Raw genomic sequence first — 26326 nt, 5'->3', positions numbered from 1 at the left:
ATGGCGTTTACGCTTGAATATTTAGCTCGTCAAATCGGCGGCACCGTAAAAGGTGACGCCGATTTAGTTATTGAGTCCATCGGTACCCTGGCCGGCGCGGGCAATGGTCAGATTTCCTTCCTGTCCAATTCTAAGTATCGTAGCCAACTTGCAACCACTCAGGCGTCAGCGGTGATCGTTTCTGCTGAGGATGCAGAGTTCTGTCCAGTCAATGCGCTAATCTGTGCGAATCCTTATGTGGGCTTTGCTAAAATTGCTCAGTTACTCGATGACACACCCAATGTTTCAGAGGATATCGCTGCAACAGCAGTGATTCATCCTTCTGTGACGCTGGGACGCAATGTGCGTATTGGTCACAATGCTGTGATCGAAGCTGGTGCGGTTCTCGGTGACGACGTGCAAATTGGTGCGGGCTGTTTTATCGGCCAGCATGCAGATATTGGCGAAGGAACAAAGCTCTGGGCCAATGTGACGATTTATCACAAAGTGCAGATGGGTAAACACTGTTTGGTGCAATCCGGAACTGTGATTGGCTCTGATGGCTTCGGTTATGCCAATGAAGGCGGCCAGTGGATTAAAATTCCGCAACTAGGTCGCGTCATCATTGGTGATAACGTGGAAATTGGCGCCAGCACGACGATTGACCGTGGTGCTATCGAAGATACCATCATTGGTAATGGTGTGATTCTGGATAACCAGATTCAAATTGCACACAATGTGGTTATCGGTGATTACACTGCCATTGCGGGCTGTTCGGTGATCGCTGGCAGTACCAAAGTCGGTCGACACTGTACGTTTGGTGGATTGGTTGCAATTAATGGCCACCTGGAAATCTGCGATAATGTCTTTCTTACCGGCATGACCATGGTAATTAAAGATATCAAAGAGCCAGGCGCATACTCTTCGGGTATGCCAGCTGTTACTAATCGTGAATGGCGCAAAAATGCCGTCGCGATGCGTAATCTGGATAGTTTTAACCAGCGGCTGAAGGCAGTTGAAAAACAACTAAAATAATTGCTGTAACAGGAGAGTATCGTGTCGGAACCGGTAAACGTGGTTGAAATTGAAGAAATTATGGCGTTGCTACCACATCGCTATCCTTTCTTACTGGTAGACCGAATTACAGAGCTGGAGCTCAACAAGCGCATCAAAGGCTATAAAAACATCACGATCAACGAACCGTGCTTTACGGGACACTTCCCTGGGAAACCTATTTTCCCCGGCGTGTTGATTTTAGAGGCTCTGGCGCAAACGGCCGGCATTCTGGGGTTTAAATCGGTCGGAAATACCGACGATTTGTACTTGTATGCGGGAATTGATAATGCCCGTTTTAAGTTACCGGTTGTACCGGGTGATCGCTTGGATATGGATGTTGAGTTAATTAAAGAGCGACGTGGGATTTGGAAATTTTCCGGCGTGGCAAGCGTGAATGGCGTGGAAGCCTGTAGCGCAGAGTTTATGTGTGCAATGAGGAAAATGTAATTGGCGATTCATCCTTCTGCCATTATTGATCCATCTGCCAACCTCGACCCCAGTGTCGAGGTTGGTGCGTTTTGTGTGATCGGTGCAAATGTCACCATTGGTGCCGGTACCCGTTTACATTCCCATGTTGTGGTTAAAGGCGAGACGCATATTGGCCGCAACAACGTGTTTTTCCAGTTCGGTAGTATCGGTGAAGATTGCCAGGACAAGAAATACGCGGGCGAGCATACCCGCCTTATCATCGGCGACAATAACGTTTTCCGAGAAGGTGTGACCATCCACCGCGGTACCATTCAGGATGATAGCCTGACCCAAATTGGTAACGGGAACCTGTTTATGGTGAATGTCCATGCGGCACACGATTGCATGATTGGTGATAACAATATTTTCGCCAATAACGTTGCATTAGCCGGGCATGTTCACGTGGGTGATTATGCCATTGTTGGTGGTAATACTGGTGTGCACCAGTTTTGTCATATCGGCTCACACAGTTTCGCTGCAGCAGGCTGTTTGCTGACCAAAGATCTACCACCCTATGTGATGGCGGGTGGCCATCCAATGGCACCGTTTAACATCAATGTAGAAGGGCTGAAGCGTCGCGGATTTAGCAGTGATGCTATTATGCAACTTCGCCGCGCGTATAAAATCCTGTATCGTCAGGGCAATACGTTGGCGGTAGCGATTGAGCAAATTACTGCGCTGGATCCAGCGTCAAGCGAACTTCAACTGCTGACGGACTTCCTCAAGCAGGATAACCGCGGCATCGTCCGATAATCCCCGTGCAAGACGTTAAACATATTGCCATCGTCGTCGGTGAAACATCCGGCGACATTCTGGCCGCTGGATTGCTGCGCGAACTAAAACAGCGCTATCCAAATGCGACCTTTTCCGGTATCGGCGGCCCTCGTATGTTGGCACAAGGCTTTGATAGCCTGTTCGACATGGAAGAACTATCGGTAATGGGCCTGTTTGAAGTGCTCTCGCGCCTGCGCCGTTTACTGCATATTCGCAAATCCCTGTCTAAGCATTTTATTGCCAACCCACCCGATGTGTTTATTGGTGTGGACGCGCCGGATTTTAATCTGGGCCTGGAATTAACCTTAAAACAGGCCGGGATAAAAACCGTGCAGTATGTCAGCCCGACTGTATGGGCCTGGCGACAAAAGCGGATTTTCAAAATTGCCCGCGCAACGAATTTGGTACTGAGTATTTTTCCGTTCGAAAAAGCCTTTTACGAACAGCATCAGGTACCCTGCGAGTTCGTGGGCCATACACTGGCGGACCAGTTACCGTTGCAACCGGATGTTGCTGCGGCACGACTTCATTTGGGATTACCCGCGCAAGCAGCTGTGCTGGCGATTCTGCCCGGCAGTCGTGGTAATGAAGTGGGCTTGTTAAGCGAGCCTTTTTTTCGCGCGGCAGCCTTAATGCAGCAACAACAACCTGATCTGCATATCCTCATTCCTGCAGCCAATGCCAAGCGCCGCGCGCAAATTGAGGCGGTACTGGCTGAGGTTAAACTCAGTAACGTGCAGGTTTTGGATGGACAGTCGCGCGAGGCGATGACGGCTGCGGATGCAATTTTGTTAGCGTCAGGGACGGCAACGCTGGAAGCTATGCTGTGTAAAAAGCCGATGCTGGTGGCGTATAAATTCAGCCCGTTAACCGCGATGATTTTGCGCCGACTGGTGAAAGCGGACTATTTCTCATTACCTAATTTGTTAGCCGGTAAAAAACTGGTGCAGGAACTATTACAGGAACAGGTTGAGCCTGATAGGATAGCAACAGAATTAAGCGGATTGCTGGCTGAGCCACAAACCGCATTATTGGCGGAATTTACCGCTATTCATCAACAACTTAAGTGCAACGCTGATGTGCAGGCCGCACAGGCTATAGAAAAATTATTAGAGGCCCCGTGTTAATAGCTGGTGTAGACGAAGTCGGTCGTGGACCGCTTATTGGTGCAGTGGTGACCGCTGCCGTAATCCTTGATCCCAGCCGGCCCATCGCCGGCTTAACTGATTCTAAGGCCCTGTCTGAAAAAAAACGTCAGGTGCTGGCAGAGCAAATCAAACAAAATGCGTTGGCCTGGCATATTGCCCGTGCTGAAGTGCATGAAATTGACCAACTGAATATCCTGCATGCCACTATGCTGGCCATGACGCGAGCGGTCGAAGGTCTGAGTATTCAACCTGATTTTGTTAAAGTGGATGGTAACCGTCTACCAAAGTGGCACTATGCAGCTGAAGCGGTAGTGAAGGGCGATAGCAAAGTGGCAGAAATTTCGGCCGCGTCGATTCTGGCTAAAGTCGCTCGCGACGAAGAAATGTTGCAGCTGGATGCCAAATATCCACAGTACGGGTTTGCCGCCCACAAAGGTTATCCGACCAAAGCTCACATGGAGGCGTTACAGCGTCACGGCGCGTTACCCGAACATCGCCGCAGTTTCCGCCCGGTGATGCAGGTGTTGCTGGAGGCTGGCCATGAGTGAACATAATTTCGTGCATCTGCGGGTGCACAGTGATTTTTCCATGCGTGACGGTCTGGCAAAGGTCAAACCCATTCTTGGTGCAGTAAAAAGCCTGAATATGCCTGCGGTGGCGCTGACCGACCAAATGAACTTTTGCGGTCTGGTTAAGTTTTATCTGGAAAGTCAGGGGCAGGGGATCAAGCCGGTTATTGGTTGTGATTTATGGTTGCGCGGAGATGAAAGCGAAGACTTATATCGCCTGACAGCTATCGCTATCACCAATAAGGGTTATAAGAACATCACAGATTTGATTTCCAAGGCGTATTTACGTGGACACGTCAAAGAGCGGGCCGTGGTGGATCGTAACTGGCTGAAAGAATTCGCCGAAGACGTGATTATCCTATCGGGTGGCTTGTATGGTGACCTTGGCCAGGCGCTGGCGAAAGGCAACAAAGAGCTGGCACTGCTGATCAGTAATTTCTATCAGAAACATTTTCCGGGCCGTTATTATTTAGAGCTGATGCGCACCGGCCGCACCGGTGAAGAAGATAACCTGCATCAAACCGTGGCTTGGGCCTGCGAGCGTGACTTACCGGTGGTTGCGACCAATGAAGTGGTTTTTCTCAAACCAGACGATTTTGAAGCTCACGAAATTCGTGTCGCTATCCATGATGGCTTTACCCTGGATGATAAACGCCGTCCCAAACGCTATTCCGAGCAGCAGTACCTGAAAAGCGCCGAAGAAATGGCAGAATTGTTTGCCGATATTCCAGAGGCGCTGCAAAACACCGTAGAGATCGCCAAACGCTGCAATGTGACCATTCAGCTGTTCGAGTATTTCCTGCCTAGTTTCCCAACCGAAGGGTTATCTGAAGCTGATTTTCTGGTGAAAAAGTCCCAGGAAGGTCTGGAGGAGCGTCTTGAGTTCCTGTTTCCAGAGCCTGAGGTACGTGAACAACGTCGGGCGGAATATCAGGAACGCCTGGATATCGAGTTGGGTGTTATCAATCAGATGGGGTTCCCGGGTTACTTCCTGATCGTAATGGAGTTTATTCAGTGGAGTAAGGATAACGGGATACCGGTAGGGCCCGGGCGAGGTTCAGGTGCCGGTTCACTGGTTGCCTATGCACTGAAGATCACCGATTTGGATCCTCTCGAGTTTGACCTGCTATTCGAACGATTCCTTAACCCTGAGCGGGTATCCATGCCGGACTTCGACGTAGATTTCTGTATGGATCGCCGTGATGAGGTAATCGACCACGTGGCGGAATTGTATGGCCGCAATGCGGTATCGCAGATTATTACCTTCGGTACCATGGCGGCAAAAGCTGTAGTGCGCGATGTAGGTAGGGTACTGGGTCATCCATTCGGTTTCGTCGACCGCATATCAAAGTTGATTCCGTCTGACCCGGGGATGACGCTGGCCAAGGCGTTTGATGCCGAGCCGCGTTTACCTGAGCTGTATGAACAGGACGATGAGGTCAAAGACCTGATTGATATGGCTCGTCGCCTTGAAGGTGTGACCCGTAACGCGGGTAAGCACGCTGGGGGCGTAGTAATTGCTCCCACGCAAATAACTGATTTTGCAGCATTATATTGCGATGAGGAAGGCCGTAACCCGGTTACCCAATTCGATAAAAACGATGTAGAAACCGCAGGGTTGGTGAAATTCGACTTTCTCGGTTTACGTACCCTGACGATTATCCAGTGGGCACTGGATATGATTAGAGCGAATCGCGGTAAAGATATCGATATCAGCGCGATCCCACTGGAAGATGCCCGTTCATTTAAAAACCTGCAGGCGGCAAATACTACCGCGGTATTCCAGCTTGAATCCAGAGGGATGAAAGAGCTGATTAAAAAGCTCCAGCCAGACTGTTTCGAAGACATTATCGCCTTAGTGGCACTGTTTCGTCCGGGCCCACTGGACTCGGGCATGGTAGACAACTTTATTGATCGTAAACACGGCCGCGAAGAAGTGGCCTACCCGGATGCCAAATATCAGCATGAGTGCTTAAAAGAAATTCTTGAGCCTACTTACGGCATTATCCTGTATCAGGAACAGGTTATGCAGATTGCCCAGGAAATGGCCGGCTATTCCCTCGGTGGCGCCGACCTGCTGCGTCGCGCAATGGGTAAGAAAAAGCCAGAGGAGATGGAAAAGCAGCGTTCAACCTTTGAAGATGGCGCTAAAAACAACGGCATCGACCCAGAACTGGCGATGAAAATCTTCGATCTGGTGGAGAAATTCGCCGGATACGGATTTAACAAATCCCACTCTGCAGCTTATGCCCTGGTGTCTTACCAAACTCTGTGGCTGAAAACTCACTTTCCTGCAGAATTTATGGCGGCGGTAATGTCCGCGGATATGGATGCCACCGATAAAATCGTCACGCTGGTGGATGAGTGTCAGCGCATGGGGCTGACTATCGAGCCGCCCAATGTAAACAGTGGCCAATACAAATTCACCGTCGACCAGCGTGGTCACATTATTTATGGCATTGGTGCGATTAAAGGGGTCGGTGAAGGCCCGGTAGAAGCGATTATTGAGGCGCGCAAAGAAAATGGCAGCTTTAAGGATCTGTTTGATTTTTGCGCCAAGGTGGATCTGAAAAAGATTAACCGTCGGGTAATGGAAAAACTGATCCTGGCCGGTGCGTTAGATGCGCTGGGGCCTCATCGCGCCGCGTTGATGGCGACGTTACCTGAGGCCATGGCCGCAGCTGATCAGCATCGCAAAGCCTCAGCCAGTGGCCAAGCAGATATGTTTGGTCTGCTAGCCAGTGAAGAAGAGCACGTTGAACAGCACTTTGCCAATGTACCCGAATGGCCGGAGAAGACCTGGCTGGATGGCGAAAAAGAAACGCTGGGATTGTATTTAACCGGTCACCCGATTAATCAATATCTGACGGAAATTAAACTGTATAGCCCGTATCGCCTGAATGAATTACTGGATATTCGTCTGGGCCGTGACCAGACCATCAATGTGGTGGGGCTGGTATTGGATGTTCGCCAACTGGTAAACAAAAAGGGCCAACGTTGGGCAATCGTGACACTGGACGATAAAAGTGCGCGTATGGAAGCCAAAATCAGTGCCGAATTGTTCGAAGTGGTGGAAGATCGTCTGAAAACAGACGCTATTTTGGTGATAAGTGGACAGGTCGGCTTTGATAGATTCAACGGCACCAATACAATCAACGCCCGCGACGTCATGGACATTGTGGCGGCGCGGGAAAAGTATGCAAAACAGTTACGTTTGTGTTTGCACGCAGACTGGTGCGTGCCAGCACAAGTCGCTAAACTTCAGGCATTACTGACAGAATATCGTGGTGGAAGTTGTCCTGTGGTGGTGGAATATATTCACCCGGATGCCTCTGCCGTTATGCAGTTCGGCGCCGAATGGTTTGTAAAACCTGACGACCAATTGCTGTATGAACTAAAACAATTGCTGAATGACAAGCAAGTAGAGCTTTGCTTCTGACGGAGTCAGGGGTGAACCGAGGACATGGTTAGGTATTGGGATGAATTTAAACTTCCTGGATTTTGAGCAACCGATCGCTGAACTTGAAGCGAAAATTGACGAACTAAAGTTAGTCAGCGAAAACGGTGATTTTGATATTTCTCTCGAAGAGGAAATCACCAAGCTGCGTGAAAAGAGCGCAGAACGGACCAAGAAAATATTCGCGGAGTTGGACGCCTGGCAGATTGCCCGCCTGGCTCGCCACCCGCTGCGTCCGTATACGCTGGATTATGTGGCGCGAATCTTTGATGATTTTCAGGAATTGGCGGGTGATCGTGCCTTTGCCGATGACAAAGCGATTGTGGGTGGTTTGGCTGAGTTCGACGGACAGCCGGTGATGGTCATTGGCCATCAGAAGGGCCGTGATACACAGGAAAAAATCAAACGTAACTTTGGTATGCCAAAGCCTGAGGGGTATCGTAAAGCGTTGCGCCTGATGGAAATGGCAGAACGCTTCGGTTTACCCATAATCACCTTTATCGATACACCTGGGGCGTATCCGGGCGTGGGGGCAGAAGAACGTGGGCAAAGTGAAGCCATCGCGATGAACCTTAAAGTGATGGCGCGCCTGTCTGTGCCAATTATCTGTACTGTGATTGGTGAAGGTGGTTCCGGTGGCGCGTTGGCGATTGGCGTAGGTGATCGCGTGAATATGCTGCAATACAGTACCTACTCAGTCATTTCTCCAGAGGGTTGTGCGTCTATTCTGTGGAAAAGCGCAGAAAAAGCCCCTTTGGCGGCAGAAGCTATGGGTGTGAGCGCGCAGCAAATTAAAGAGCTGGATCTCATCAATACCATCATTGATGAGCCATTGGGTGGTGCCCATCGTGACCACGATGCCACAGCCGCCAACCTGCGTGCGACCATCAAGCAACAATTGGCGCAGCTTAAAAAGCTCACGCCAGATCAATTGCTGGAAGAGCGTTACAAACGTTTAATGTCATTTGGGTACTGCTGATCCGGTTAATGCGGCGCTGCTTCCTGTACTGGAGCAGCCCGCGACTCATTTTTATGTTGCCTTAAGTGGCGGCATCGATTCTGTCGTATTACTGCATAGTCTGTGCGCTTTGCGCGCTTCTTTTCCCCAACATCAATATTCCGCAATTCATGTGCACCATGGTTTAAGTGCCAATGCCGATAGTTGGCAACGGTTCGTAGAACAACTTTGTGGTGAGTTAGATATTCGCTTGTTGGTGGAGCGGGTAAATCTGCTCAAACAAACCCGAACCAGCCTCGAAGCCGTGGCCCGTGAAGCTCGCTATGGTGTTTTCGTAAAACACGCACAAGGAGCCTGTGTGTTACTGGCCCAACATCTAGATGATCAGCTGGAAACTATCCTATTGCAGTTAAAGCGTGGTGCAGGGCCTGCCGGCCTGGCGGCGATGCCGGTGCGACGGGAAGACAATGGTGTGACCTATTTACGGCCTTATCTGGCGCTGTCCCGCGCACAAATTGAGCACTACGCCTATGCACATGACTTGCGCTGGGTTGAAGATGAGTCGAATCAGGATGTGCGATTCGACCGCAATTTTCTGCGCCATGAGATTATTCCGCGCCTGGCCGAGCGTTGGCCACAAATGGCCGACAATGCCGCTCGTTCCGCACAGTTATGCGCGCAGCATCAAGCCTTGCTGGATGAGGTGTTACAGGAAAAGTTAGTCGGCCTGCAGAGTCAGGATAAAACGCTTAGCATCAATGGCTTACATGCTCAGCCTGAGCGTTGGCAAAGCGCATTGTTGCGCAGTTGGCTGGCGCAATTTGGTCTCAATCCCAGTGCGGCGTGGTTACTGAATTTACAAAATCAGCTCGTCAGCCGGCAAGACGGCATGCCAGAGATTAAGCTGGATGGTAGGGTCATTCGTCGTTTTAATCAGCGGCTGTTTTGTTTGCTTTCGTCAGACCTGTGGCAGATTAATCAGACGATAAAATGGCAGGGAGAGCATGCTGTTAGTTGGGATGCGGTGCCGGTGTTGCTGACTAATATACGGTGCAATCAGCAGCCGCTAGAGATAGGAAACGCACCGTTTAGCTTGCGTTTTACGCCTGTTGGAGAGTTGCAGTCAAAGCCGTTGAACCAGTGGTTTAAGCAGTGGCAAATTGCGCCCTGGTTGCGTCAACAGACGGTGGTGGTTCGAGCCGGGGAATCTGTTATTGCCTTAGCGATTGCCGGTGAAAAATGGCGCTTGTCACAACAAGCACTGGATTGGCAATTTAAAGCGGATATTAGCAGGCAATAAATTGCCGCCTGAGATTATATCAGGCGGTTTTCAGACAGTTACGGCCGCTGCGTTTTGCCGCATATAACGCGTTATCCGCGCGGACAAATACACTGCTGGCATTATCCTCTTCCGCAAACACTGCACTGCCGACGCTGACGGAAATATTGTGTTTGGCCAATAACGGGTGTTGGCTGATGGCGTGAATAATGCGCAGGGCAATCCGTTGATTCAACTGGTCATCGCCACCTACCAGCAAACAGCAAAACTCATCGCCACCAAAGCGAAACGCATAGTCTGACTCGCGAATACTGTCTTTAATCACATTGGCGACGGCAATCAGGATTTGATCGCCAAGCAGGTGACCATACTGATCATTGGCCAGCTTGAAGTGGTCTAAATCCAGCATCAGCAGGCCAAAACCCTGATGTTCACGAAGAGAACGATTCACCAGACGACCGATACTGTCCTCATAGTGGCTGCGATTGCCCAGCCCGGTGAGATAATCCACAAAGCTCATGCGTTTAACTTCCAGATGCTGGATCGCCAATTGCAGCGGTCGTTCAGCGCAGTGTTGAATATCGTCCAGCAGATCAATATCTCGTCCGGTCAGGACGCCCTGACTCAGGTAGCGTACGCGGCTACCATTTTTCAACTCGTAGCTTTGTACTGTCAGATTACCGGCACAAAGACCTGCACTAAAACGGCCAAGTGGACAAATCAGCTCGACACCACATAAGTCAATCAAGTGACGCGCACGATTGAGCAACACATCCAATTGCGGTGGCAGTGCAAGTTGCTCAATAAGGGCGGTGGTAAGATTAAATTTTTGTAAATAATCCAGTTTTCCGGACTGACCGATATGACGGCGGGTATCAAAACCACTGTCGTAATCAGCCTGAAATAACACACTGAGTTGTTCCACGAGACACCTGTTAGTTTCTTGACGCTAGATTTCGCTAACAGGTTATGAGCAATTCATGTGCCAGTTATTGTGAGGATTAAAGCTCGAGAAACTGGCGAATCTCGTCTTCCCGCTGCATGGTGTCGTTGAAGCCATACTGGATCAGCGCGCTACAGTATCTGTGGTCGAAGAGCAGGTAACTGGGCAGGCTCGATTCCGCATCGGCGCGGATCCCCAATATGTTGAGCATGCTGCGCAGTCCGGCGGGCAATAGATGGTAATTCTCGCTGGCCAGATGATTCAGGTCGATGGTTGGATTAAGTACCAAGGTCTGAATAGGTCGCAAATGGCTTTGAGAGCGCTTTTTGGCATCCATCAGGGTAATAAGGTGATTAATTCGTTCCAGTCTTTCCAGATCCGCGCTGAGGGTATCTTCAAACACAGTGTCGAGCAAATGGCCCGCCACGGCAGACAGGCTGGGGGCCTTAGGGTGGCTGATGAGTGGCAAAATAGGTTGTTCCATACCGATCACCATGACCTTATTGGCCCCTAAATGAATTGGCGCACTGAGCGGTGATAGTTGGTGAATTGACCCGTCACCAAAATACTCATTGCCCAGTTTGATACTGGGAAACAGCATCGGGATGGCTGCCGAGGCCATCAGATGTTCTACGTTCAGCCGACAGGCCAAACCACGTCGTTTGACCCGTTGCCAGGGCTCGATATCTTCACCGCTTTGAAAAAACGTTAGTGAGTCATGGTTTGCATAACTGGACGCATTGACACACACCGCACGCAGGTGGCCTTGCGCCAGATTGCGTTCTAGTCGTGGGAAATCCAGCGTTTTATGTAGCAACCGCCGCAAAGGTTCGTTGTTTAAAATACTACTGGGGAAGTGTTCTATGTCGTCACTGCGAAATATTTTCAAATAGTTTTTGATCAGATGACGTAGCACCGATCCGAAGCGGGTTTCGAAAATATGCTCGGGTAGCATATGTTTCCACACATGCTCCAGTTTACGAACGCCTAAGTGATAACAGGATGCATAACAGGCCATCGCGGTCGCGTTTATGGCGCCGGCAGAGGTTCCGCAAATAATCGGAAAGGGAATATTGTGATTGCGTGGCAGAAATTGCGTAATCGCTTTGAGTACCCCAACCTGATAGGCCGCTCGGGCGCCACCACCACTTAACATCAGTGCGGTATCGTTACGTGGGTTATTCACTGCCGTTAATGACCTCTGATGATTAAGACTTGTTTGACAGGCTAAACGTCATACCTTCCGCGGCAGCAAATACCTCCAGACTGTCATCTGCAATCTGTACAATTTCACGGCAGCGTGCCTGCAACTTATCCAGACTGTCATCGGTGCGGATCGGATCATGGCTATAAAGGGCCAATCGTTTAGCGCGACAGGCTAATGCCAGTTTCACCGCTTCCTCAGCAATAGAATGTCCCCAACCAGATTTCGCGGGTAAATCCGAGAACAGATATTGGGCGTCATGGATAATCATGTCGGCGTCCATGGCAAATTCGACAAATTGTAAAAAGTCGGTTTCTTTGCGGTACGGAGGATATAACTCGTTGTCGGTAATGTAGGCAATTTTTACGCCGTCAGCCTGAATGCAGTAGGAGCTGCCACTGCCCGGGTGATTCATCGCCAGGCGCGAAATCACCGCGCTGTTTAGCTGCCATTGCATTTCCTGTTCTGGCCGCGGTGTAATACTAATCAGCGAGGTCAGGGTATCGTAAGAAACGGGAAATAGACTGCCTGACATTTGCTTCAGGATGGCGTCATGTTCTGCCAGCTTAGTCATGCCCGGGGTTATATGAATTTTGCGATCCTTTTGATAAATCGGCGCAAAAAAAGGAAAACCCTGAATATGATCCCAATGGTTGTGCGATAACAGAATATGGATATCACCGCTTTCTTTGATGAGCTGTTTGCCAAGGCCAACGATGCCGGTACCCGAATCCAGGGCGATATGTGTACCGTCATCCAACCGTACGTACACGCACGCGGTGTTGCCGCCATAGCGGACAAACTCAGCCCCTGGGGTTGGTGTCGAACCTCGCACACCAAAGAAAGTTAACTCCATGAAAGTTCTCTGTTTTTTACAAAATTTCCGTTAAGACAATTCATTATGAGTCAAATTAACGTCCATTGCGACTGTCTAAGTTTAGTTTGGGTTATTGTCTTCGATACCTTTGCTGTGATTAAAGGTGCTTGCCTGACATTTCTGTTCTAGGATGTCCACTGTAGTAGTTTCAGACTGAAAGGAAAGTTATGCGTTGTTTGCTTGGTATCACTTTATTGTTTGCTAGTCAGCTAAGCCTAGCTGCGACCTCACCCTGGCAAGCATTAGCAGCTAAAAATACCCAATCCCATCACTACACGTTGGATAGCGCGCAAATGTCCCAACAGTTGCGGGAGGGGCAGGTAGCTTTGCCTGACTTACAGCAAGCGATGCTGACGTTTAAGGTCAGGGAATCCCAAGTATTTGCTCCCGATTTGGCAGCTCGTTATCCACATATTCAAACTTACGAATTACTAGATGCGAATGATCGCGTGGTGGGGAGCCTGGAACTCAGTCACCAACGACTCAGAGCCCAATATCGTACTGACAACGGCATTGTATGGATGACGCCCGACACTGACCGCTATCAGCTGAGCGCGAAGACCAGAGCAGAGCACTATCAGGAGCTAACGCCACGCATTGTTGAGCAGAGTGTTAAACCAGCGGCAAAAGCCAATGCCAGACCAAATGATGGTATCCGCCGTTATCGCATCGCATTTGCTACCACTGGTGAATATTTTGCCAAGTTTGGCAGCACGGATGCCGTGCTGGCTGAATTTGCGACGATTCTGAACCGACTTAACCCTCTGTTTCGCCGTGAAATGAGCGCTGAATTTGAACTGATAGCGGATGCAGAAAAAGGCATTTTCACTGATGCAGCGACCGATCCGTTTGAAAATTCAATCGACAGTGATATCGACATCATTGACACCGCATTGGCAAATGCAGGAGTCCCGGTATCCTCATACGACATAGCACATTTGCTCGGTACCTTTGGTGGTGGGCTGGCCTATGTCGGACTGGTTTGCAACGATACCTATAAAGCATTGGCTGGGACGGGTAGTGATAACCCGCGCGGAGAGCAGTTCTATATTGATTATTTGGCCCATGAAATTGGCCATCAGTTCGGTGCAGAGCATACGTTTAATGCACAAGAAACGGGGGATAGTAACTGTAGTTCAGGGCAACGCAGTGGTAATACAGCATGGGAGCCGGGCAGTGGCAGTACCATTATGAGCTATGCCGGCATTTGCGATGCCCAGAATATTCAAAATAGCGTGGATGATTATTTTCATTACGGCTCTATTTTGCAGTATTACGCAGCACTGGACAGCCGTCAGGCTGGGCAGTGCGGTGAGACGATCGTCAACGGCAACCAGGTGCCAGAAATAGAATCCATGGCGGATTATGTGATCCCTGCCAATAGTCCGTTTGTGCTGACAGGCACGGCGACCGATGCTGACGGTGACACGTTGAGTTATCAATGGGAGCAGTATGATACGGGCGCAGCCACCACCACACTGACACAAATGAATTCGGATAACGGCAGCAACCCTTTATTCCGGAGTCTTCCTGCCAGTGCTGAAGCCACACGGTATTTTCCGGCGCTGAGTTCTGTGATTTCTGGCAGTTTATCGAGGGGGGAAGTTTACCCGACGACTGCCAGAAATATGAACTTCCGCTTTGTGGTGCGCGATGGCCAGGGGGGGATGTCTGCCGAGCCAGTGGTCGTGCGCACAGTAACGACTGCCAGTCCCATTGAGATCACATCGCCGGCCGCAGCCAGTAAATGGCAGGTAGGTAAGAGTGCCAGCATCCGCTGGCAGACTGGTGGTACCCAATTAGCCCCGGTCAGCTGCGGATTTGTCGATATTTTATTGTCTACTGACAATGGGGTGAGTTTTCCAAGCATACTGGCTAGTGCGACGCCAAATGATGGTGAGCATCAATTAACCGCAACGCCTAATCGTGTTACCAGCAGCGCCAGATTGATGCTCAAATGTGCGGATAATATTTTTTATTCAGTATCGGCACAGCCCTTTGCGATAGAAGCCGCTACGGCTACTGTGACGCCATCTTCCGGAGGTGGGGGCGGGGCACTCGGGCTACTCGGTTTGCTGTCTGTGCTGGCGGTATTCCTGCGCCGTTATCCTTCAATGACGGCTTTGTTCGGCGTTTTGGCACTAACCGGGTGTCAGAGTTCGGTTGCAGACACAGGTACAAAGAACCATCAAATAGCTTCGCCAACGGCGTCGGGCGTCGAGCTTGGCGATGCGGAAAATCCCTATGATGTGTTGTGGCAATCGCCTGAGCAGGCAGCCTTGATTGCGATCGCGCGGGGGGACCTAAGATTGTGGAAAATAGCCCGTCGTGAAGGGGGACTTCCGGGCATTGACGTGCAGGACGCCAGTTTGCTTTTACAAACTTGCGGTACCCGGACGTTACCGATTAGCGGTGATACTCTGCGGATTGGCGAAAAAAATAACCGTAGCGCTATGCTCGACTACGCAAAGCGGTATAATGCCACTGTAAAACCACACTGCGCTGCTAAAGCGAAGTAAAAAGGTCAAGGAGCACTATGATTGACCCACGCACCCCTCTAGTGGATTTACACCGTCATCTGGATGGCAACATCCACCCAATGACAATCTGGGAACTTGCCCAGCAACACCATATTCCTTTGCCTGTAACTCAGTTTGATGCGTTAGTGCCGTTGGTGCAGGTGCAGGATAAAACCAGTGATCTACTGACGTTTCTCGCCAAACTGGATTATGGCGTTTCAGTCTTGGCCGATCTGGATGCCTGTCGCCGCGTAGCCTATGAAAATATGCTGGATGCAAAAGCACAGGGGCTGGATTACGTTGAATTGCGTTTTTCCCCTTATTACATGGCCATGGCGTTTAACTTGCCGGTGGCTGGGGTGGTTGAGGCCGTGATTGACGGGGTTAAAGCAGGCAGCCAGGAAACCAGTATCCCGTTCAATCTTATTGGGATTCTCAGCCGCACTAATGGTGCAGAAGCGTGTGATAAAGAACTCAACGGTTTACTGGCTTTCAAACAACATATTTGTGCGCTTGATCTTGCTGGTGATGAATTAGGATTTCCCGCGCCGTTATTTATCGAACATTTCCGCAAAGGTCGTGATGCCGGATGGCAAATCTCGGTCCATGCCGGAGAAGGCGACGGGCCACAAAGCATCTGGAATGCGATTAATTTACTTGGCGCTGAGCGCATTGGCCATGGCGTCGCAGCTGCACAGGATCCAACGTTAATGAACTATATGGCCAAACATAACATCGCGGTTGAATCTTGCCCTACATCTAACTATCAAACGGCAACGGTAACGGATACTGCCAATCACCCGATGAAAGTATTTCTGCAGCATGATATGTGCGTAACACTTAATTCTGATGATCCTGCTGTATCAGGCATTACGCTGGCGCATGAATATGAGGTGGCCCAAAAGGTTATTGGCCTGTCGACAGAGACATTGCGCCAAATACAGCTTAACGGCGTCAATGCCGCGTTTATGAGCACAGCACAAAAGCAAGCATTGATTAAGGCTAAAACGCAGCAAAAATAACCGAATGAGCATATTGCGATTTTTCATCCAGGCCGCATATGTGGACAATGAAGATCGCAAAACCCTTATTTCAGGCAGTCCTAATCAGCGTGTTGTTCACCTGCATTTTATGGTGGATTAAGCTCAGCGAATTGTTTTTCCATTTGCCACTAAATGAATTGGGCATATCGCCCATGCAGGTACAGGGATTGTGGGGTATCGCCTTTGCCCCGCTTATTCATGGTTCACTCGGGCATATTTTTAGTAATACGCTCGCGCTGTTGTTCCTCGGCAGTCTATTTATCTATGGTTATCCGCACAGCTGGAAAAAGGCGAGCTTATTGATTTGGCTGGGCTCTGGGTTAGGTGTGTGGTTATTTGCCCGCCATGCGGTACATATTGGCGCAAGCGGACTTACCCATGGCTTGTTTTTCTTTTTGCTGGTGGCCAGCATTCTGCGGCGCGATAAACGTTCCGTTGCGTTAATGATGATGGGCGTGGTTCTGTATGGCGGCATGATGATGAGCATCTTTCCGCGTGAAGAGCATATTTCCTTTGAGTATCATTTTTTCGGGGCGTTGTTTGGTGCCCTGGCCGCGTTATTATTTTCCCGCGCAGATCCTAAACCTGTGATTAAACGCTTCACTTGGGAAGAGTCGCCGGAATTAGAGGATCCCATAATAGGGGAGCAGTGGCGTCAATCTTCTTCGGATGATGCGTCTAACCAGTGAACGGTGTCGCCAATATGAATAATGCCATCCTGAACAATATTACCGCATACGCCGCCACGCCATTCCGGCGTTAACGCGGCGCGTAGTCCGGGTACCTGCTCATCCATTTTTCGACACGGTTCGGTTTCAACACAGATTTCGATTCGAGCTGGCCCAATACACAGAATGCGGCCTACATCGGCTGAGGTAAACGGGGCGATATCCAATAACAGATTGGCGCGCCGTATGGTCCAGGGCAATGATTGCCCCAGCTCATTACAGGCACATTGCCAGCTGAACAAACTCAGTAACGAGATTTGCCGGCGCCCTGACTTACTGCGATGGTCACCCGTTATGCCATTGAGCTGAGTAAGTTGTGCTGACTCTACCCGTTGCATCGGCTCACCTTTAGCGGGTCTGACTGCGATATCCAGCAATTTCATCATAGGGTTATTTCACCGACTTCGGGTAATGGTGTTGTGCGCTGAATGTACAATAAGCGCAGGGTAAGTAAAATGGCGGCGCTGGTCAGACCAACAATAAAGCCAATCCAAAATCCTTTCGCGGCCATGGCTGGCACCAGCCAGTCGGTCAGTCCGAGAATACATCCCGTTGTTAGTCCGATTCCCCAGTATGAGATACAGGTAAGATAAAACATCGCCGCAGTATCTTTATAACCGCGTAATGCACAGCCGGAGATCACTTGGACCGCATCAGAAAACTGAAATATCGCCGCCAATAACATCAAATCCGCCGCCATCTGGATGACCGCCTGATCCGATGTATACAAAGAGGCAATCGGGGTGCGTAGTATTACCGACAGGCAGGCGGTACAAAAAGCGGTCATAGAACCCACCACCCAGGCACTTTTTACTGCGGCATTGGCTGAGTCGGCATTTTTACTGCCCAAATGAAAGCCAATTCGGATGGTGGTGGCCATGCCCAAACTCAGCGGGATCATAAACATTAGTGAAGAGAAGTTGAGCGCAACCTGATGAGACGCGACGATATCCGCTCCATAAGGAGACAGCAGCAGAGCGACGACTGCAAACAGACTCACCTCAAACAGGATAGCCATGGCGATGGGCACACCTAAGTGAATGATTTCCCACATGCCTTTCAGATCGGGTGCAATCCAGTGCTGGTATAACTTAAAGGGTTGCATCGCCTTGGCGAAGTAACTGTAAGCCCAACTTGCCACGGCCATCACACTGAACACTAATGCTGTCGCCAGTCCACACCCTGCACCACCTAGCGCCGGCATGCCGAGTTTTCCATAAATAAAGACATAGTTTGCCGGGATGTTCACCAACAGACCAATTACCATGATTGCCATGCTAGGACGGGTCTGGGATAACCCTTCTGCCAGATTCCTGAATACCTGATAAAACACAAAACCCGGTACACCCCACAACATATATCCGAGATATTCAAACACCAGATGTTTGAGTTGCGCCTCCATCGGTAATTGCTGTTGAAGCCAGGGAAATATCCAGCCCAGCATACTAATCAGCAATGATAAGCCCAAGGCAACCCATAGGCAGCTGAACAGGGCGCGTGGAATATCCGTTGCCTGCCCACCGCCTTGCAGGCGGGACACAATCGGCGGCAGCGCGAGAATAATGCCCTGAGTAAAAAATAAGATAGGAAAGATCAGGCTACTGGCAATCGCTACTGCGGCCATATCCGTGGCGGACACTCTGCCTGCCATCAAGGTATCAGACACCCCCATCAACATTTGTGTGACCTGGGCAACTAACAATGGCCACGCCAACTTAATCAGCGCGGGAATTTCTTTTTTTATCAACATATTAGCTTAGTCGCACGACTGAGCATCATCTGCCAGACGGGTCATACGAATATTCGCAACTTTGACTTCCAACTTACCTTCGGTTGATAAACCAAACGGGCTGGTGATTTTCGATACATCCAGTCCACGCGCCTGCATGCAAGACAGTGGAATAGGGATGCTGGTCCAGGTGTTTGAATCGACTTTTCGCAGAATGGGTGTTAAGTCAAATTCCGCTCGACAGGGGTAATCGCAAAACATCAATAACTTTACTTTTTCGCGAGGACTGGTGACTACATTGATGTCAAATGTGAGCGCAACTTTATCCGCAACACCGCTCAAGTCGATTGGTTTGCCTGTGATGGCAAATTGACCGATCCCATCGCGAGCTGCCCAATTGAGATGAACAGCATCCCCATCGCTTTTAAAATCACTGCGCTTTAAACTGATTTGACCGCCCAATGATTTTCCTTCCGATTCCTTAATCCGCACATTCCATTTTTGTTTATCACCTAAAGTCAGATTCCAGGCTTGGGTGGTTTTACCATCAACAAAGTAGAAAAAGTTGCGATTAGGGGAACTGGTGTCAGAGTGAGCAGTAAACGCAATCGTTATCAGCATAAGCAGGGCATTTATTTTTTTCATTTTAGTCAGGTTACACGAAAATTAGGCCAGCATTATAGAACGAGTTGTTGAGTACAAACTAGTAGATGAAAAGTGTGAATCAGGGGACATTTCTGACAATTTAGGTATAGTGCTGAGCATGAAGGCTAAACAGTATTATCTACGAGGAATCTTATGAATCGTTTGCCAGGGAATTTTGTTACGGTCGCGTTTGTACTGACCTTGAGCGCATGTGGTGGCGGAGGTGGGAGTAGTGGTGGTGGTTCAACGCCGCCCAGTCGTCCGGTTGCAACAGGTGCCTCGGTAAGTGTCGATGAGGACAACCTGCTTGCAATGACCCTTCAGGGCACTGCCAGCAATGGTGGTACGTTATCGTTTAATATTGTGTCTACGCCCTCACATGGACAAATAGCGTTGAGCGGCGCGCAATTACAATATCTACCCGACACTAATTTTAATGGCAGCGATAGTTTTGGTTTTATTTCAGTAGAAAATGGCGTGTTTTCAACCACGGCAACGGTCAGCATTACAGTAAATCCGGTTAATGATGCGCCAATTGCCAATGGCACGTCGATTACCACCAACGAAGATGAAGCCATTTCCGGTCAATTAACCGGCACAGATGTTGAGGGTTCCGCACTGACCTACACCATCACTCGCCAACCTGCAGCGGGTACTGTGGTTCTATCTGGGGCGTCGTATACCTATACGCCGAATGCCAATGTAAATGACGATTATTTTTCAAGCGGTCAGGAGTCGTTCTTATTCACGGTGTCCGACGGTGAGTTGACCAGTCCCCAAGCTGCCGTATCGATTTCCATCACGCCGGTCAATGATGCACCAGAGTTAACTGTCCCGGATCAATCCGCAGTTGCGGATGCTACCTACAATTTGACTACTCAAGCGCAGGACGTGGATGGCGATACGCTGTCTTATCAAGGCTCCAGCAGTGCCGACGGGGTTGTATTGAGTTACAGCAATAGCGCAAGTGCTGAAGCTACACTTACTGTTCCTATCGGCGTGTGGGGCGAGCAGGATTTGTCCATCACCGTAACCGATTCGCAAAACGCGTCAACCGTTGCCAATTTTGTGTTGGATGTTACCGTCCCCCAGACACAAAGTGCCAGCGGTTCGTTGCAGCTAAGTGCGAATACGTTTGCCAATGGGCGTAAAATTATCAGTACCGATTCTAATCTGTTTATTGCCGGCTTTACTGATGAAGAGTTTGTCAGTGGCGATGCTTTTGTAACCGGTTTGGCGCGATTTATCGTGAAGCTGGATTTGAATGGAAACTATATTGATGCCGTCTATTTGCCAGTCGAGACAGATGAAAAATCACTGGATATGGAATTGGGCTTCGAAAATGGTCAGTTGCAATTAGTTGAAGTGGTGCCACGCAGTGGTAATTTGTATGCCCGTATCAGTCGATTTGATACCGACCTGCAAACGCTGGCAAGTGCGGAGCCTCAGTTACCATTTAGTTTAAGCCGCTCCAATAAATACGCATCCGTCAAATACGTCTCCGGCCAGGGCTTTGCGTTGCTCGCCAACGACAATCAGCTGCACTTTGTCAGTGTAGACGGCGAGTTATCCACGCCATTAAGCCCACAATCCGCCCTGGCTGATAACGTACATAAATATGTTGTTCAGGATGCTCGCCTGGTGGATGGCGAATGGGTTATGTCGGTGAATATCTGGGCGTGTACCGATGATCCTCTGGTGTGCAGCACGGGCGAAAATACTGGATTAGTCAGTGTCACCGCCGACAGCTCGACAAGCGATTATCAGGTTCAGCGGTTGTTTTCGAAGTTTCCTAATGATTCTGCCGTATTATCAGATGGCAAAATTATTGGGTTTAAATTCGATGCCAATAGCGAACTGGTGATGTTTAACCCGGATGCCAGCATTGCCTGGAATAAGGTATTAGGCGGTTATATTGGTTCTGTCGGTGTTGATGCGAATGATACGGTATATATGCAGGCTCTGAGCAACAGTGATGGCGTTGCCGATAGTGCCAGTTTGCTAAGCATTCGTGCGAAATCCGATGGTGATCTGGTGTGGCAAAATGACGTCACGGTAGCCGTAGATGCCGCGCTGTTTGCCAGAGATTTACTCGTTGATGGTGTGGGAAATAGCTATTACCCCATCACATTTAGTAATGGCAGCATTAATAAATATGCCGTTATCAAAGTAGATTACAGTGGTCAGTGGCAATGGACGGAAGTGAACTCTGCAGTTAGTCCTGCTTCTCCTACATTCGAGTGGGGCACACCGAGCATTTTAGTCAATGATAATCAAATATTCGCAGTGGGAGGCAATGCTAACACAGGGTTTGTCCTACGTACTTTAATATCCCCGGCGACTCCTTAAGCACAACAAAAAAGGCGACCAATGGTCGCCTTTTTAATTTTTATCGTCTTTTATAGCGCGATATCCAAAATCACCAGTAGCCAACTGCTGGTGATCCCAAGCACCCCCACTGAGATGATCAGATTAATACGGCGTAATTGTGCGGGGCTGACGTGCTGTTCCAATTTCGCCAGTGTCTCGCCCAATTGCACAAAATCGATAAAGCGAATGTGGCCACCCGTTTGTCGCGCTGCCATGCCCGCCGCGAAAAGTACAATGAGCATGCTCAGAACGAACACAACAAATGCTGCGGTTAACACAATCAGGCCTCCGCAATTAAAGTGGCACGTAACGGGGCCGGGTACCCTTCAACCGTCAGGTTAGGGTTAGTCGGGTCAAGGAAATCGGCCAGTGACTGACCTGTCATCCAATCCGTGCTGCGCTGCTCGTCGGTGGAGGTTTGATCGATATCTGCCACCCGAATATTTTTGAAACCACAGCGTTCCAACCAGACGGTAAGCGCCGCAGTACTGGGGATAAACCACACATTGCGCATTTGTGCATAGCGCTCGCCGGGCATTAGCACCGTAGTGGCATCGCCTTCAACTACCAAGGTTTCCAGAACCAATTGGCCGCCAGGTTTGAGGTGACTGCGCAATTGGTGCAAGAAGTCCACTGGCGAGCGACGGTGGTATAACACGCCCATGCAGAAGGTGGTATCAAATGCTTTTAACGTGGGAATATCTTCGCCGCCAACCGGCAGAAAATGAATGCGAGGGTCTGGGTTAAACTTTTTAATCGCCTGAAACTGAATCAAAAACAGTGCAGTGGGGTCGACACCCACCACTAATTCAGGTTGTTGTGCCAGCATGCGCCACATGTGATAGCCACTGCCACAGCCCACATCCAGCACTTTTTTACCAGCTAGTGAGTCGATATGCGGACTCACCCGATCCCATTTCCAATCTGAGCGCCATTCCGTATCCACATGAATATCGTGCACAAAAAACGGCCCTTTACGCCACGGCATAAACTGGCGCAACAAACCTTCAATCTGCTTTTGTTGATAGTCGCTGATATCGGTAGCGTTACCGAAGCGAACAGCCTCGGCTAGTTCAACCACACTGGGCTCTGTGGAGGGAAATTTCGCCAGCAGGCGTTGCCATTTGGCAAAATCACCGTGCTGATTTTTTTGCCAATCAGCCAACTGTGCCGGCAGGACTTGCAACCAAGGGGAGAGATCAGTGTTCGCAATCGTTTGATAGAAGCTGCGAAACCACTGCTCTGCTAAAGAAATATTTGAGTTCATAGGGCAGGGGATGGCGCCTTGATGGCCACCAGAGAACAAAAATTAAAACACTGAAACCATTTCACCACGTCGCTGAATCCCGCATCACGTAAGCGTGCTTCATGGATGGCAAGGCTATCGGTTTTCATTACGTTTTCCAGCGCAGTGCGCTTTTGGCTGATTTCCAGTTCGCTATAACCATTGCGCCGCTTGAATTCGTGGTGCAGATCAATCAGGAGTTCATTCCCTGCGTCACTGTCATGACGAATCTTTTCAGACAAAATCAATATACCGCCGGGGCGTAAACCGGCATAAATGCGCTGGATGATCGCGTCTCGTTCAGTTTGTGGAATAAATTGCAGGGTAAAGTTCATTACCACCACAGAGGCGTTGTCGATGGCAACATCCTGAATGTCTGCCAGTTGCAGATTGACCGGGGTGTCACCTTTAAACGCATTAAGGTGCAATTGGCAACGCTCAATCATGGCCGGGGAATTATCCACGGCGACGATACTACAAGTATTGGCTTCGATGTAGCGGCGCATCGCCAGTGTACAGGCGCCTAATGAACAGCCCAGATCGTACAATGTTGAACCTGGCTGAGCATAGCGCCCGGCCAGTTGCCCAATGGCATCGACGATGGTGCTGTAGCCGGGCACCGAACGCTGAATCATGTCCGGGAAGACTTCAGCAACTGACGCGTCAAAGCGAAAGTCACCCACTTCCCGGGCCTGACTGTAGATAGCGTCTTTACCGGATGGGAACATTACAGGCCTGCAATAAAATCGGCGACTGCGTCCACATCCAGCATTTGCTTGTCACCGCTACGACGGTGTTTGTATTCCACCTGCTGGTTATCCAAATTGCGTTCACCAATCACAATGGTATGCGGTACGCCAATCAGTTCCATATCGGCAAACATCACGCCCGGGCGCTCTTTTCTGTCATCAAACAACACTTCAATACCACGTGCGGTCAGGTCAGCGTAGATTTTCTCTGCCGCTTCCATTACGCGATGAGATTTGTGCATGTTCATCGGAATGAGTGCCACTTTAAACGGCGCGATAGCATCCGGCCAGATAATGCCGTGCTGATCATGGTTCTGTTCGATGGCCGCCGCAACAATACGCGACACACCAATGCCGTAACAGCCCATGGTCAGGATTTCATGCTTACCGCTTTCGCTCAGCACGCCGCACTTCATGGCTTCAGAATATTTTTTACCTAACTGGAAGATGTGACCGACTTCAATACCACGTTTGATCTCCAGTGTGCCTTTGCCACACGGAGAAGGATCACCGGCAACGACATTGCGAATATCGGCAATCTCAAACTTGGCGACATCAGCCCAGTTGGCATCCGTCAGGTGGAACCCTGCTTCGTTGGCGCCACAGATAAAGTCACTCAGTGCCGCGGCAGCACGGTCAACGATGATGTTTATGTTCAAACCAACCGGACCTGCATAGCCTGCTACGGTATTGCTGAGTGTGGCGATTTGCTCATCTGTAGCCATGGTCAAAGGGGCGAATACGCCAGAGAGTTTTTCTGCTTTGATGTCGTTTAATTGATGATCACCACGTAGACACAGGGCAACCAGCGTCGGAGCACCATTTTCATCCGCTTCACCCTGAACCAGCAAGGTTTTGACGACATGGCTTGCGTCCACATTCAATAGGGTGCTAACCGCATCAATACTGGTCGTGTTGGGCGTTGCCACTTTCTGCGCTTTTCCGCCTGCCGCTTCACTAGGCGCGGGGGCGATGGCCTCGGCCATTTCAACGTTCGCTGCGTAGTCTGAACCATTGGAAAACGCGATATCATCTTCACCTGAGTCAGCTAACACATGGAACTCATGGGAAGCACTACCACCAATAGAACCGGTATCGGCGATAACCGCACGGAAATCCAGACCCATGCGGCTGAATATCGCGCTGTAGGCGTCGTACATTTTCTGATAGGTATTTTCTAGACAGGCCTGATCCATATGGAAGGAATAGGCGTCTTTCATGGTGAATTCGCGACCGCGCATCACACCGAAGCGTGGGCGCACTTCATCACGGAATTTGGTTTGTACCTGATACAGGTTAATCGGCAGTTGCTTGTAGCTGCTGATCTCGCGTTTAACCAGATCGGTGATCACTTCTTCGTGGGTTGGGCCAAGTACAAAATCACGTTGGTGGCGATCTTTAATGCGCAATAATTCAGGGCCGTATTCGTCCCAGCGCCCGGACTCTTCCCACAAATCACCTGGTTGAACAACAGGCATCAATACTTCGATAGCACCAGCCTTGTCCATTTCTTCGCGAACGATTTGCGCAACCTTGTTTAACACCCTTAATCCGCTCGGTAGCCAGGTATACAAACCTGATGCCAGTTTGCGGATCATCCCGGCGCGCATCATCAGTTGATGGCTGATTACTTCTGCATCGGCTGGGGTTTCTTTCAGGGTAGATAACAGGTATTGGCTACTTCGCATGTTTATCGTGTTCGCGGTTAAGGTTAAAAAACGACGCACATTCTACCAGCGCAGCGCAGGCACACAAAGGTTTTTGCCGGGAATTATCCCCAAAGCCCCAGATGGTCTGTGTTCAGACGAAAAAAAAGCACCCGAAGGTGCTTAGTAAAGTGGAGTTGATGCTTAACGCACAGACACCTGACCACGCGGCATGTCCATCAGTTGCCAATCCGGTTGTGAGTGGCAATCGAAGTCTTCGCCGACCACCCAGGAAAAGCTAATCTGGTCGAAAGGTGCTTCCTGGTTGTGGCCGTTGTCGGCGACTCGCGTGGCAATCCGCCAGCCCGTGGCATCCTGATCACCATACATACCGTGCTTCACGATGCCGCTTACCCAGGCATTATTGCCATTGACACTCAGGCAATCTATCTGCGTGTGGTGGCCACCTGAATCACCACCAAAGCCATCCTGAAATTGACCCATTGTTTTTCCATTGGACATTGTCAGTGCAGTTAACGAAAAGCTTTTGTCGCATCCCGGATTGTCACCGAGTGCTTCGCACACATCCGGTCCTCCTACATGTACCTGATTTTCTACACCGGCATTGGCACCCAGCGGCTGGGCTAACGCACAGCTACTTGCAATAACAAATAAAAATTTTGATTTCATGATAACGCTTCCTTTTTCAGTGGTTATTTCCCGAAGAGCGCATCTAACAGAACGGCTGTGAACAACAAGATGTGTAAAACAATCGGAGGTTTGCTTCTTTGGCTAGCGCCCAAGAAGGAAAGGCGTAAGTATAATGAATGTTTTGATTATGTTTAAAAGTTGGCGAAGATCAAACGTCAATAAAATTGGACGAAAAAAAGCACCCGCAGG

General features: G+C 49.8%; 23 protein-coding genes. 12 read left to right on the top strand and 11 right to left on the bottom strand.

The window, feature by feature from the left end; all coding sequences use genetic code 11:
* The 8 genes from lpxD to tilS are packed head-to-tail and all read left to right on the top strand — an operon-like array spanning nucleotide 1 to nucleotide 9709.
* Nucleotides 1-1014, top strand: coding sequence for a UDP-3-O-(3-hydroxymyristoyl)glucosamine N-acyltransferase (lpxD, locus tag TK45_RS02685; RefSeq protein ID WP_131257089.1), 1014 nt, complete (start codon nucleotides 1-3; stop codon nucleotides 1012-1014).
* Between the two features lie 21 nt (nucleotides 1015-1035).
* On the top strand, nucleotides 1036-1482 hold the full coding sequence (gene fabZ / locus TK45_RS02680) for a 3-hydroxyacyl-ACP dehydratase FabZ (protein WP_131257088.1): 447 nt from the start codon (nucleotides 1036-1038) through the stop codon (nucleotides 1480-1482).
* Complete coding sequence (gene lpxA / locus TK45_RS02675) at nucleotides 1483-2256, top strand: acyl-ACP--UDP-N-acetylglucosamine O-acyltransferase (protein WP_131257087.1); 774 nt, start codon at nucleotides 1483-1485, stop codon at nucleotides 2254-2256. It begins immediately after the preceding gene.
* A gap of 5 nt (nucleotides 2257-2261) precedes the next feature.
* Nucleotides 2262-3404: a lipid-A-disaccharide synthase gene (gene lpxB, locus TK45_RS02670; protein ID WP_371414249.1), complete on the top strand. Its 1143-nt coding sequence runs from the start codon at nucleotides 2262-2264 to the stop codon at nucleotides 3402-3404.
* Nucleotides 3398-3973, top strand: coding sequence for a ribonuclease HII (gene rnhB, locus TK45_RS02665; RefSeq protein WP_254426531.1), 576 nt, complete (start codon nucleotides 3398-3400; stop codon nucleotides 3971-3973). Before lpxB ends, rnhB begins: the two co-directional genes overlap by 7 nt.
* Nucleotides 3966-7433 (top strand): DNA polymerase III subunit alpha, encoded by a 3468-nt coding sequence (dnaE, locus tag TK45_RS02660; protein ID WP_131257084.1) that lies wholly within the window; start codon nucleotides 3966-3968, stop codon nucleotides 7431-7433. Before rnhB ends, dnaE begins: the two co-directional genes overlap by 8 nt.
* Before the next feature lie 40 nt (nucleotides 7434-7473).
* Nucleotides 7474-8430, top strand: a complete 957-nt coding sequence (accA, locus tag TK45_RS02655; RefSeq protein ID WP_131257083.1) for an acetyl-CoA carboxylase carboxyl transferase subunit alpha — start codon at nucleotides 7474-7476, stop codon at nucleotides 8428-8430.
* Nucleotides 8417-9709 carry a tRNA lysidine(34) synthetase TilS gene (tilS, locus tag TK45_RS02650; RefSeq protein ID WP_131257082.1) on the top strand — a complete coding sequence of 431 codons (1293 nt, stop codon included), beginning with the start codon at nucleotides 8417-8419 and terminating at the stop codon, nucleotides 9707-9709. Before accA ends, tilS begins: the two co-directional genes overlap by 14 nt.
* Nucleotides 9710-9728: 19 nt before the next feature.
* On the opposite strand, the gene TK45_RS02645 is transcribed toward tilS, so the two are convergent.
* From TK45_RS02645 to TK45_RS02635, 3 genes are all read right to left on the bottom strand, one after another.
* A complete protein-coding gene (locus TK45_RS02645) occupies nucleotides 9729-10613 on the bottom strand; it encodes a GGDEF domain-containing protein (RefSeq protein ID WP_131257081.1) in 885 nt (294 codons plus the stop codon).
* Nucleotides 10614-10689: 76 nt separating this feature from the next.
* On the bottom strand, nucleotides 10690-11817 hold the full coding sequence (locus TK45_RS02640) for a patatin-like phospholipase family protein (protein WP_371414248.1): 1128 nt from the start codon (nucleotides 11815-11817) through the stop codon (nucleotides 10690-10692).
* A gap of 22 nt (nucleotides 11818-11839) precedes the next feature.
* Nucleotides 11840-12691 (bottom strand): MBL fold metallo-hydrolase, encoded by an 852-nt coding sequence (locus tag TK45_RS02635; RefSeq protein WP_131257080.1) that lies wholly within the window; start codon nucleotides 12689-12691, stop codon nucleotides 11840-11842.
* Between the two features lie 188 nt (nucleotides 12692-12879).
* Between TK45_RS02635 and TK45_RS02630 the strand changes: the two genes are divergently transcribed.
* Genes TK45_RS02630 through TK45_RS02620 form a run of 3 tightly spaced genes read left to right on the top strand, consistent with a single transcriptional unit; the run spans nucleotide 12880 to nucleotide 16963 of the window.
* On the top strand, nucleotides 12880-15231 hold the full coding sequence (locus tag TK45_RS02630) for a reprolysin-like metallopeptidase (RefSeq protein WP_131257079.1): 2352 nt from the start codon (nucleotides 12880-12882) through the stop codon (nucleotides 15229-15231).
* Between the two features lie 17 nt (nucleotides 15232-15248).
* A complete protein-coding gene (gene add, locus TK45_RS02625; RefSeq protein ID WP_131257078.1) occupies nucleotides 15249-16253 on the top strand; it encodes an adenosine deaminase in 1005 nt (334 codons plus the stop codon).
* A 47-nt stretch (nucleotides 16254-16300) separates the two neighbouring features.
* A complete protein-coding gene (locus tag TK45_RS02620) occupies nucleotides 16301-16963 on the top strand; it encodes a rhomboid family intramembrane serine protease (protein ID WP_131257077.1) in 663 nt (220 codons plus the stop codon).
* Here TK45_RS02620 and TK45_RS02615 read toward each other — a convergent pair.
* From TK45_RS02615 to TK45_RS02605, 3 genes are read right to left on the bottom strand one after another with little or no spacing between them, the layout of a single operon-like run.
* Nucleotides 16930-17388: an MOSC domain-containing protein gene (locus tag TK45_RS02615; RefSeq protein ID WP_217350801.1), complete on the bottom strand. Its 459-nt coding sequence runs from the start codon at nucleotides 17386-17388 to the stop codon at nucleotides 16930-16932. The genes TK45_RS02620 and TK45_RS02615 overlap by 34 nt on opposite strands.
* Nucleotides 17385-18752 carry an MATE family efflux transporter gene (locus TK45_RS02610; protein WP_131257076.1) on the bottom strand — a complete coding sequence of 456 codons (1368 nt, stop codon included), beginning with the start codon at nucleotides 18750-18752 and terminating at the stop codon, nucleotides 17385-17387. The genes TK45_RS02615 and TK45_RS02610 overlap by 4 nt, the downstream gene beginning before the upstream one ends.
* 6 nt (nucleotides 18753-18758) lie before the next feature.
* Nucleotides 18759-19376, bottom strand: a complete 618-nt coding sequence (locus TK45_RS02605; RefSeq protein ID WP_131257075.1) for a putative glycoside hydrolase — start codon at nucleotides 19374-19376, stop codon at nucleotides 18759-18761.
* A 153-nt stretch (nucleotides 19377-19529) separates the two neighbouring features.
* Here TK45_RS02605 and TK45_RS02600 point away from each other — a divergent pair, with 153 nt between their 5' ends.
* Nucleotides 19530-21725, top strand: coding sequence for a tandem-95 repeat protein (locus TK45_RS02600; RefSeq protein ID WP_131257074.1), 2196 nt, complete (start codon nucleotides 19530-19532; stop codon nucleotides 21723-21725).
* A gap of 50 nt (nucleotides 21726-21775) precedes the next feature.
* Here the strand turns inward: TK45_RS02600 and TK45_RS02595 are convergent, their stop codons facing one another.
* The 5 genes from TK45_RS02595 to TK45_RS02575 all read right to left on the bottom strand — a co-directional run bounded on the left by TK45_RS02595 (nucleotide 21776) and on the right by TK45_RS02575 (nucleotide 26116).
* Nucleotides 21776-22024 carry a hypothetical protein gene (locus TK45_RS02595; RefSeq protein WP_131257073.1) on the bottom strand — a complete coding sequence of 83 codons (249 nt, stop codon included), beginning with the start codon at nucleotides 22022-22024 and terminating at the stop codon, nucleotides 21776-21778.
* A 2-nt stretch (nucleotides 22025-22026) separates the two neighbouring features.
* Nucleotides 22027-23013, bottom strand: coding sequence for a tRNA 5-methoxyuridine(34)/uridine 5-oxyacetic acid(34) synthase CmoB (gene cmoB, locus TK45_RS02590; RefSeq protein WP_131257072.1), 987 nt, complete (start codon nucleotides 23011-23013; stop codon nucleotides 22027-22029).
* The gene (cmoA, locus tag TK45_RS02585) at nucleotides 23010-23759 is read right to left on the bottom strand and encodes a carboxy-S-adenosyl-L-methionine synthase CmoA (RefSeq protein WP_131257071.1); all 750 of its coding nucleotides are present in this window, start codon (nucleotides 23757-23759) and stop codon (nucleotides 23010-23012) included. Before cmoA ends, cmoB begins: the two co-directional genes overlap by 4 nt.
* Nucleotides 23759-25468, bottom strand: a complete 1710-nt coding sequence (locus TK45_RS02580) for a proline--tRNA ligase (protein WP_131257070.1) — start codon at nucleotides 25466-25468, stop codon at nucleotides 23759-23761. Before TK45_RS02580 ends, cmoA begins: the two co-directional genes overlap by 1 nt.
* A gap of 162 nt (nucleotides 25469-25630) precedes the next feature.
* The gene (locus TK45_RS02575) at nucleotides 25631-26116 is read right to left on the bottom strand and encodes a hypothetical protein (RefSeq protein ID WP_131257069.1); all 486 of its coding nucleotides are present in this window, start codon (nucleotides 26114-26116) and stop codon (nucleotides 25631-25633) included.
* Nucleotides 26117-26326: the final 210 nt, after the last annotated feature.

Origin of the sequence: Bowmanella sp. JS7-9 (assembly GCF_004329715.1) — a bacterium.
Lineage (GTDB): Bacteria > Pseudomonadota > Gammaproteobacteria > Enterobacterales > Alteromonadaceae > Pseudobowmanella > Pseudobowmanella zhangzhouensis.
The sequence above is the reverse complement of the archived record's forward strand: the minus strand, read 5'-3'. Positions and strand labels throughout refer to the sequence as shown.

Excerpts from the sequence above, each read along its gene's own strand:
- TK45_RS02600 (WP_131257074.1), top strand. The coding sequence starts at position 19,530 with ATGAATCGTTTGCCAGGGAATTTTGTTACGGTCGCGTTTGTACTGACC.
- TK45_RS02630 (WP_131257079.1), top strand. The coding sequence starts at position 12,880 with ATGCGTTGTTTGCTTGGTATCACTTTATTGTTTGCTAGTCAGCTAAGC.
- accA (WP_131257083.1), top strand. The coding sequence starts at position 7,474 with ATGAATTTAAACTTCCTGGATTTTGAGCAACCGATCGCTGAACTTGAA.
- add (WP_131257078.1), top strand. The coding sequence starts at position 15,249 with ATGATTGACCCACGCACCCCTCTAGTGGATTTACACCGTCATCTGGAT.
- dnaE (WP_131257084.1), top strand. The coding sequence starts at position 3,966 with ATGAGTGAACATAATTTCGTGCATCTGCGGGTGCACAGTGATTTTTCC.
- TK45_RS02635 (WP_131257080.1), bottom strand. The coding sequence starts at position 12,691 with ATGGAGTTAACTTTCTTTGGTGTGCGAGGTTCGACACCAACCCCAGGG.
- TK45_RS02620 (WP_131257077.1), top strand. The coding sequence starts at position 16,301 with ATGAAGATCGCAAAACCCTTATTTCAGGCAGTCCTAATCAGCGTGTTG.
- cmoA (WP_131257071.1), bottom strand. The coding sequence starts at position 23,759 with ATGTTCCCATCCGGTAAAGACGCTATCTACAGTCAGGCCCGGGAAGTG.
- TK45_RS02580 (WP_131257070.1), bottom strand. The coding sequence starts at position 25,468 with ATGCGAAGTAGCCAATACCTGTTATCTACCCTGAAAGAAACCCCAGCC.
- TK45_RS02610 (WP_131257076.1), bottom strand. The coding sequence starts at position 18,752 with ATGTTGATAAAAAAAGAAATTCCCGCGCTGATTAAGTTGGCGTGGCCA.
- TK45_RS02575 (WP_131257069.1), bottom strand. The coding sequence starts at position 26,116 with ATGAAATCAAAATTTTTATTTGTTATTGCAAGTAGCTGTGCGTTAGCC.
- lpxD (WP_131257089.1), top strand. The coding sequence starts at position 1 with ATGGCGTTTACGCTTGAATATTTAGCTCGTCAAATCGGCGGCACCGTA.
- cmoB (WP_131257072.1), bottom strand. The coding sequence starts at position 23,013 with ATGAACTCAAATATTTCTTTAGCAGAGCAGTGGTTTCGCAGCTTCTAT.
- TK45_RS02605 (WP_131257075.1), bottom strand. The coding sequence starts at position 19,376 with ATGAAAAAAATAAATGCCCTGCTTATGCTGATAACGATTGCGTTTACT.
- TK45_RS02615 (WP_217350801.1), bottom strand. The coding sequence starts at position 17,388 with ATGATGAAATTGCTGGATATCGCAGTCAGACCCGCTAAAGGTGAGCCG.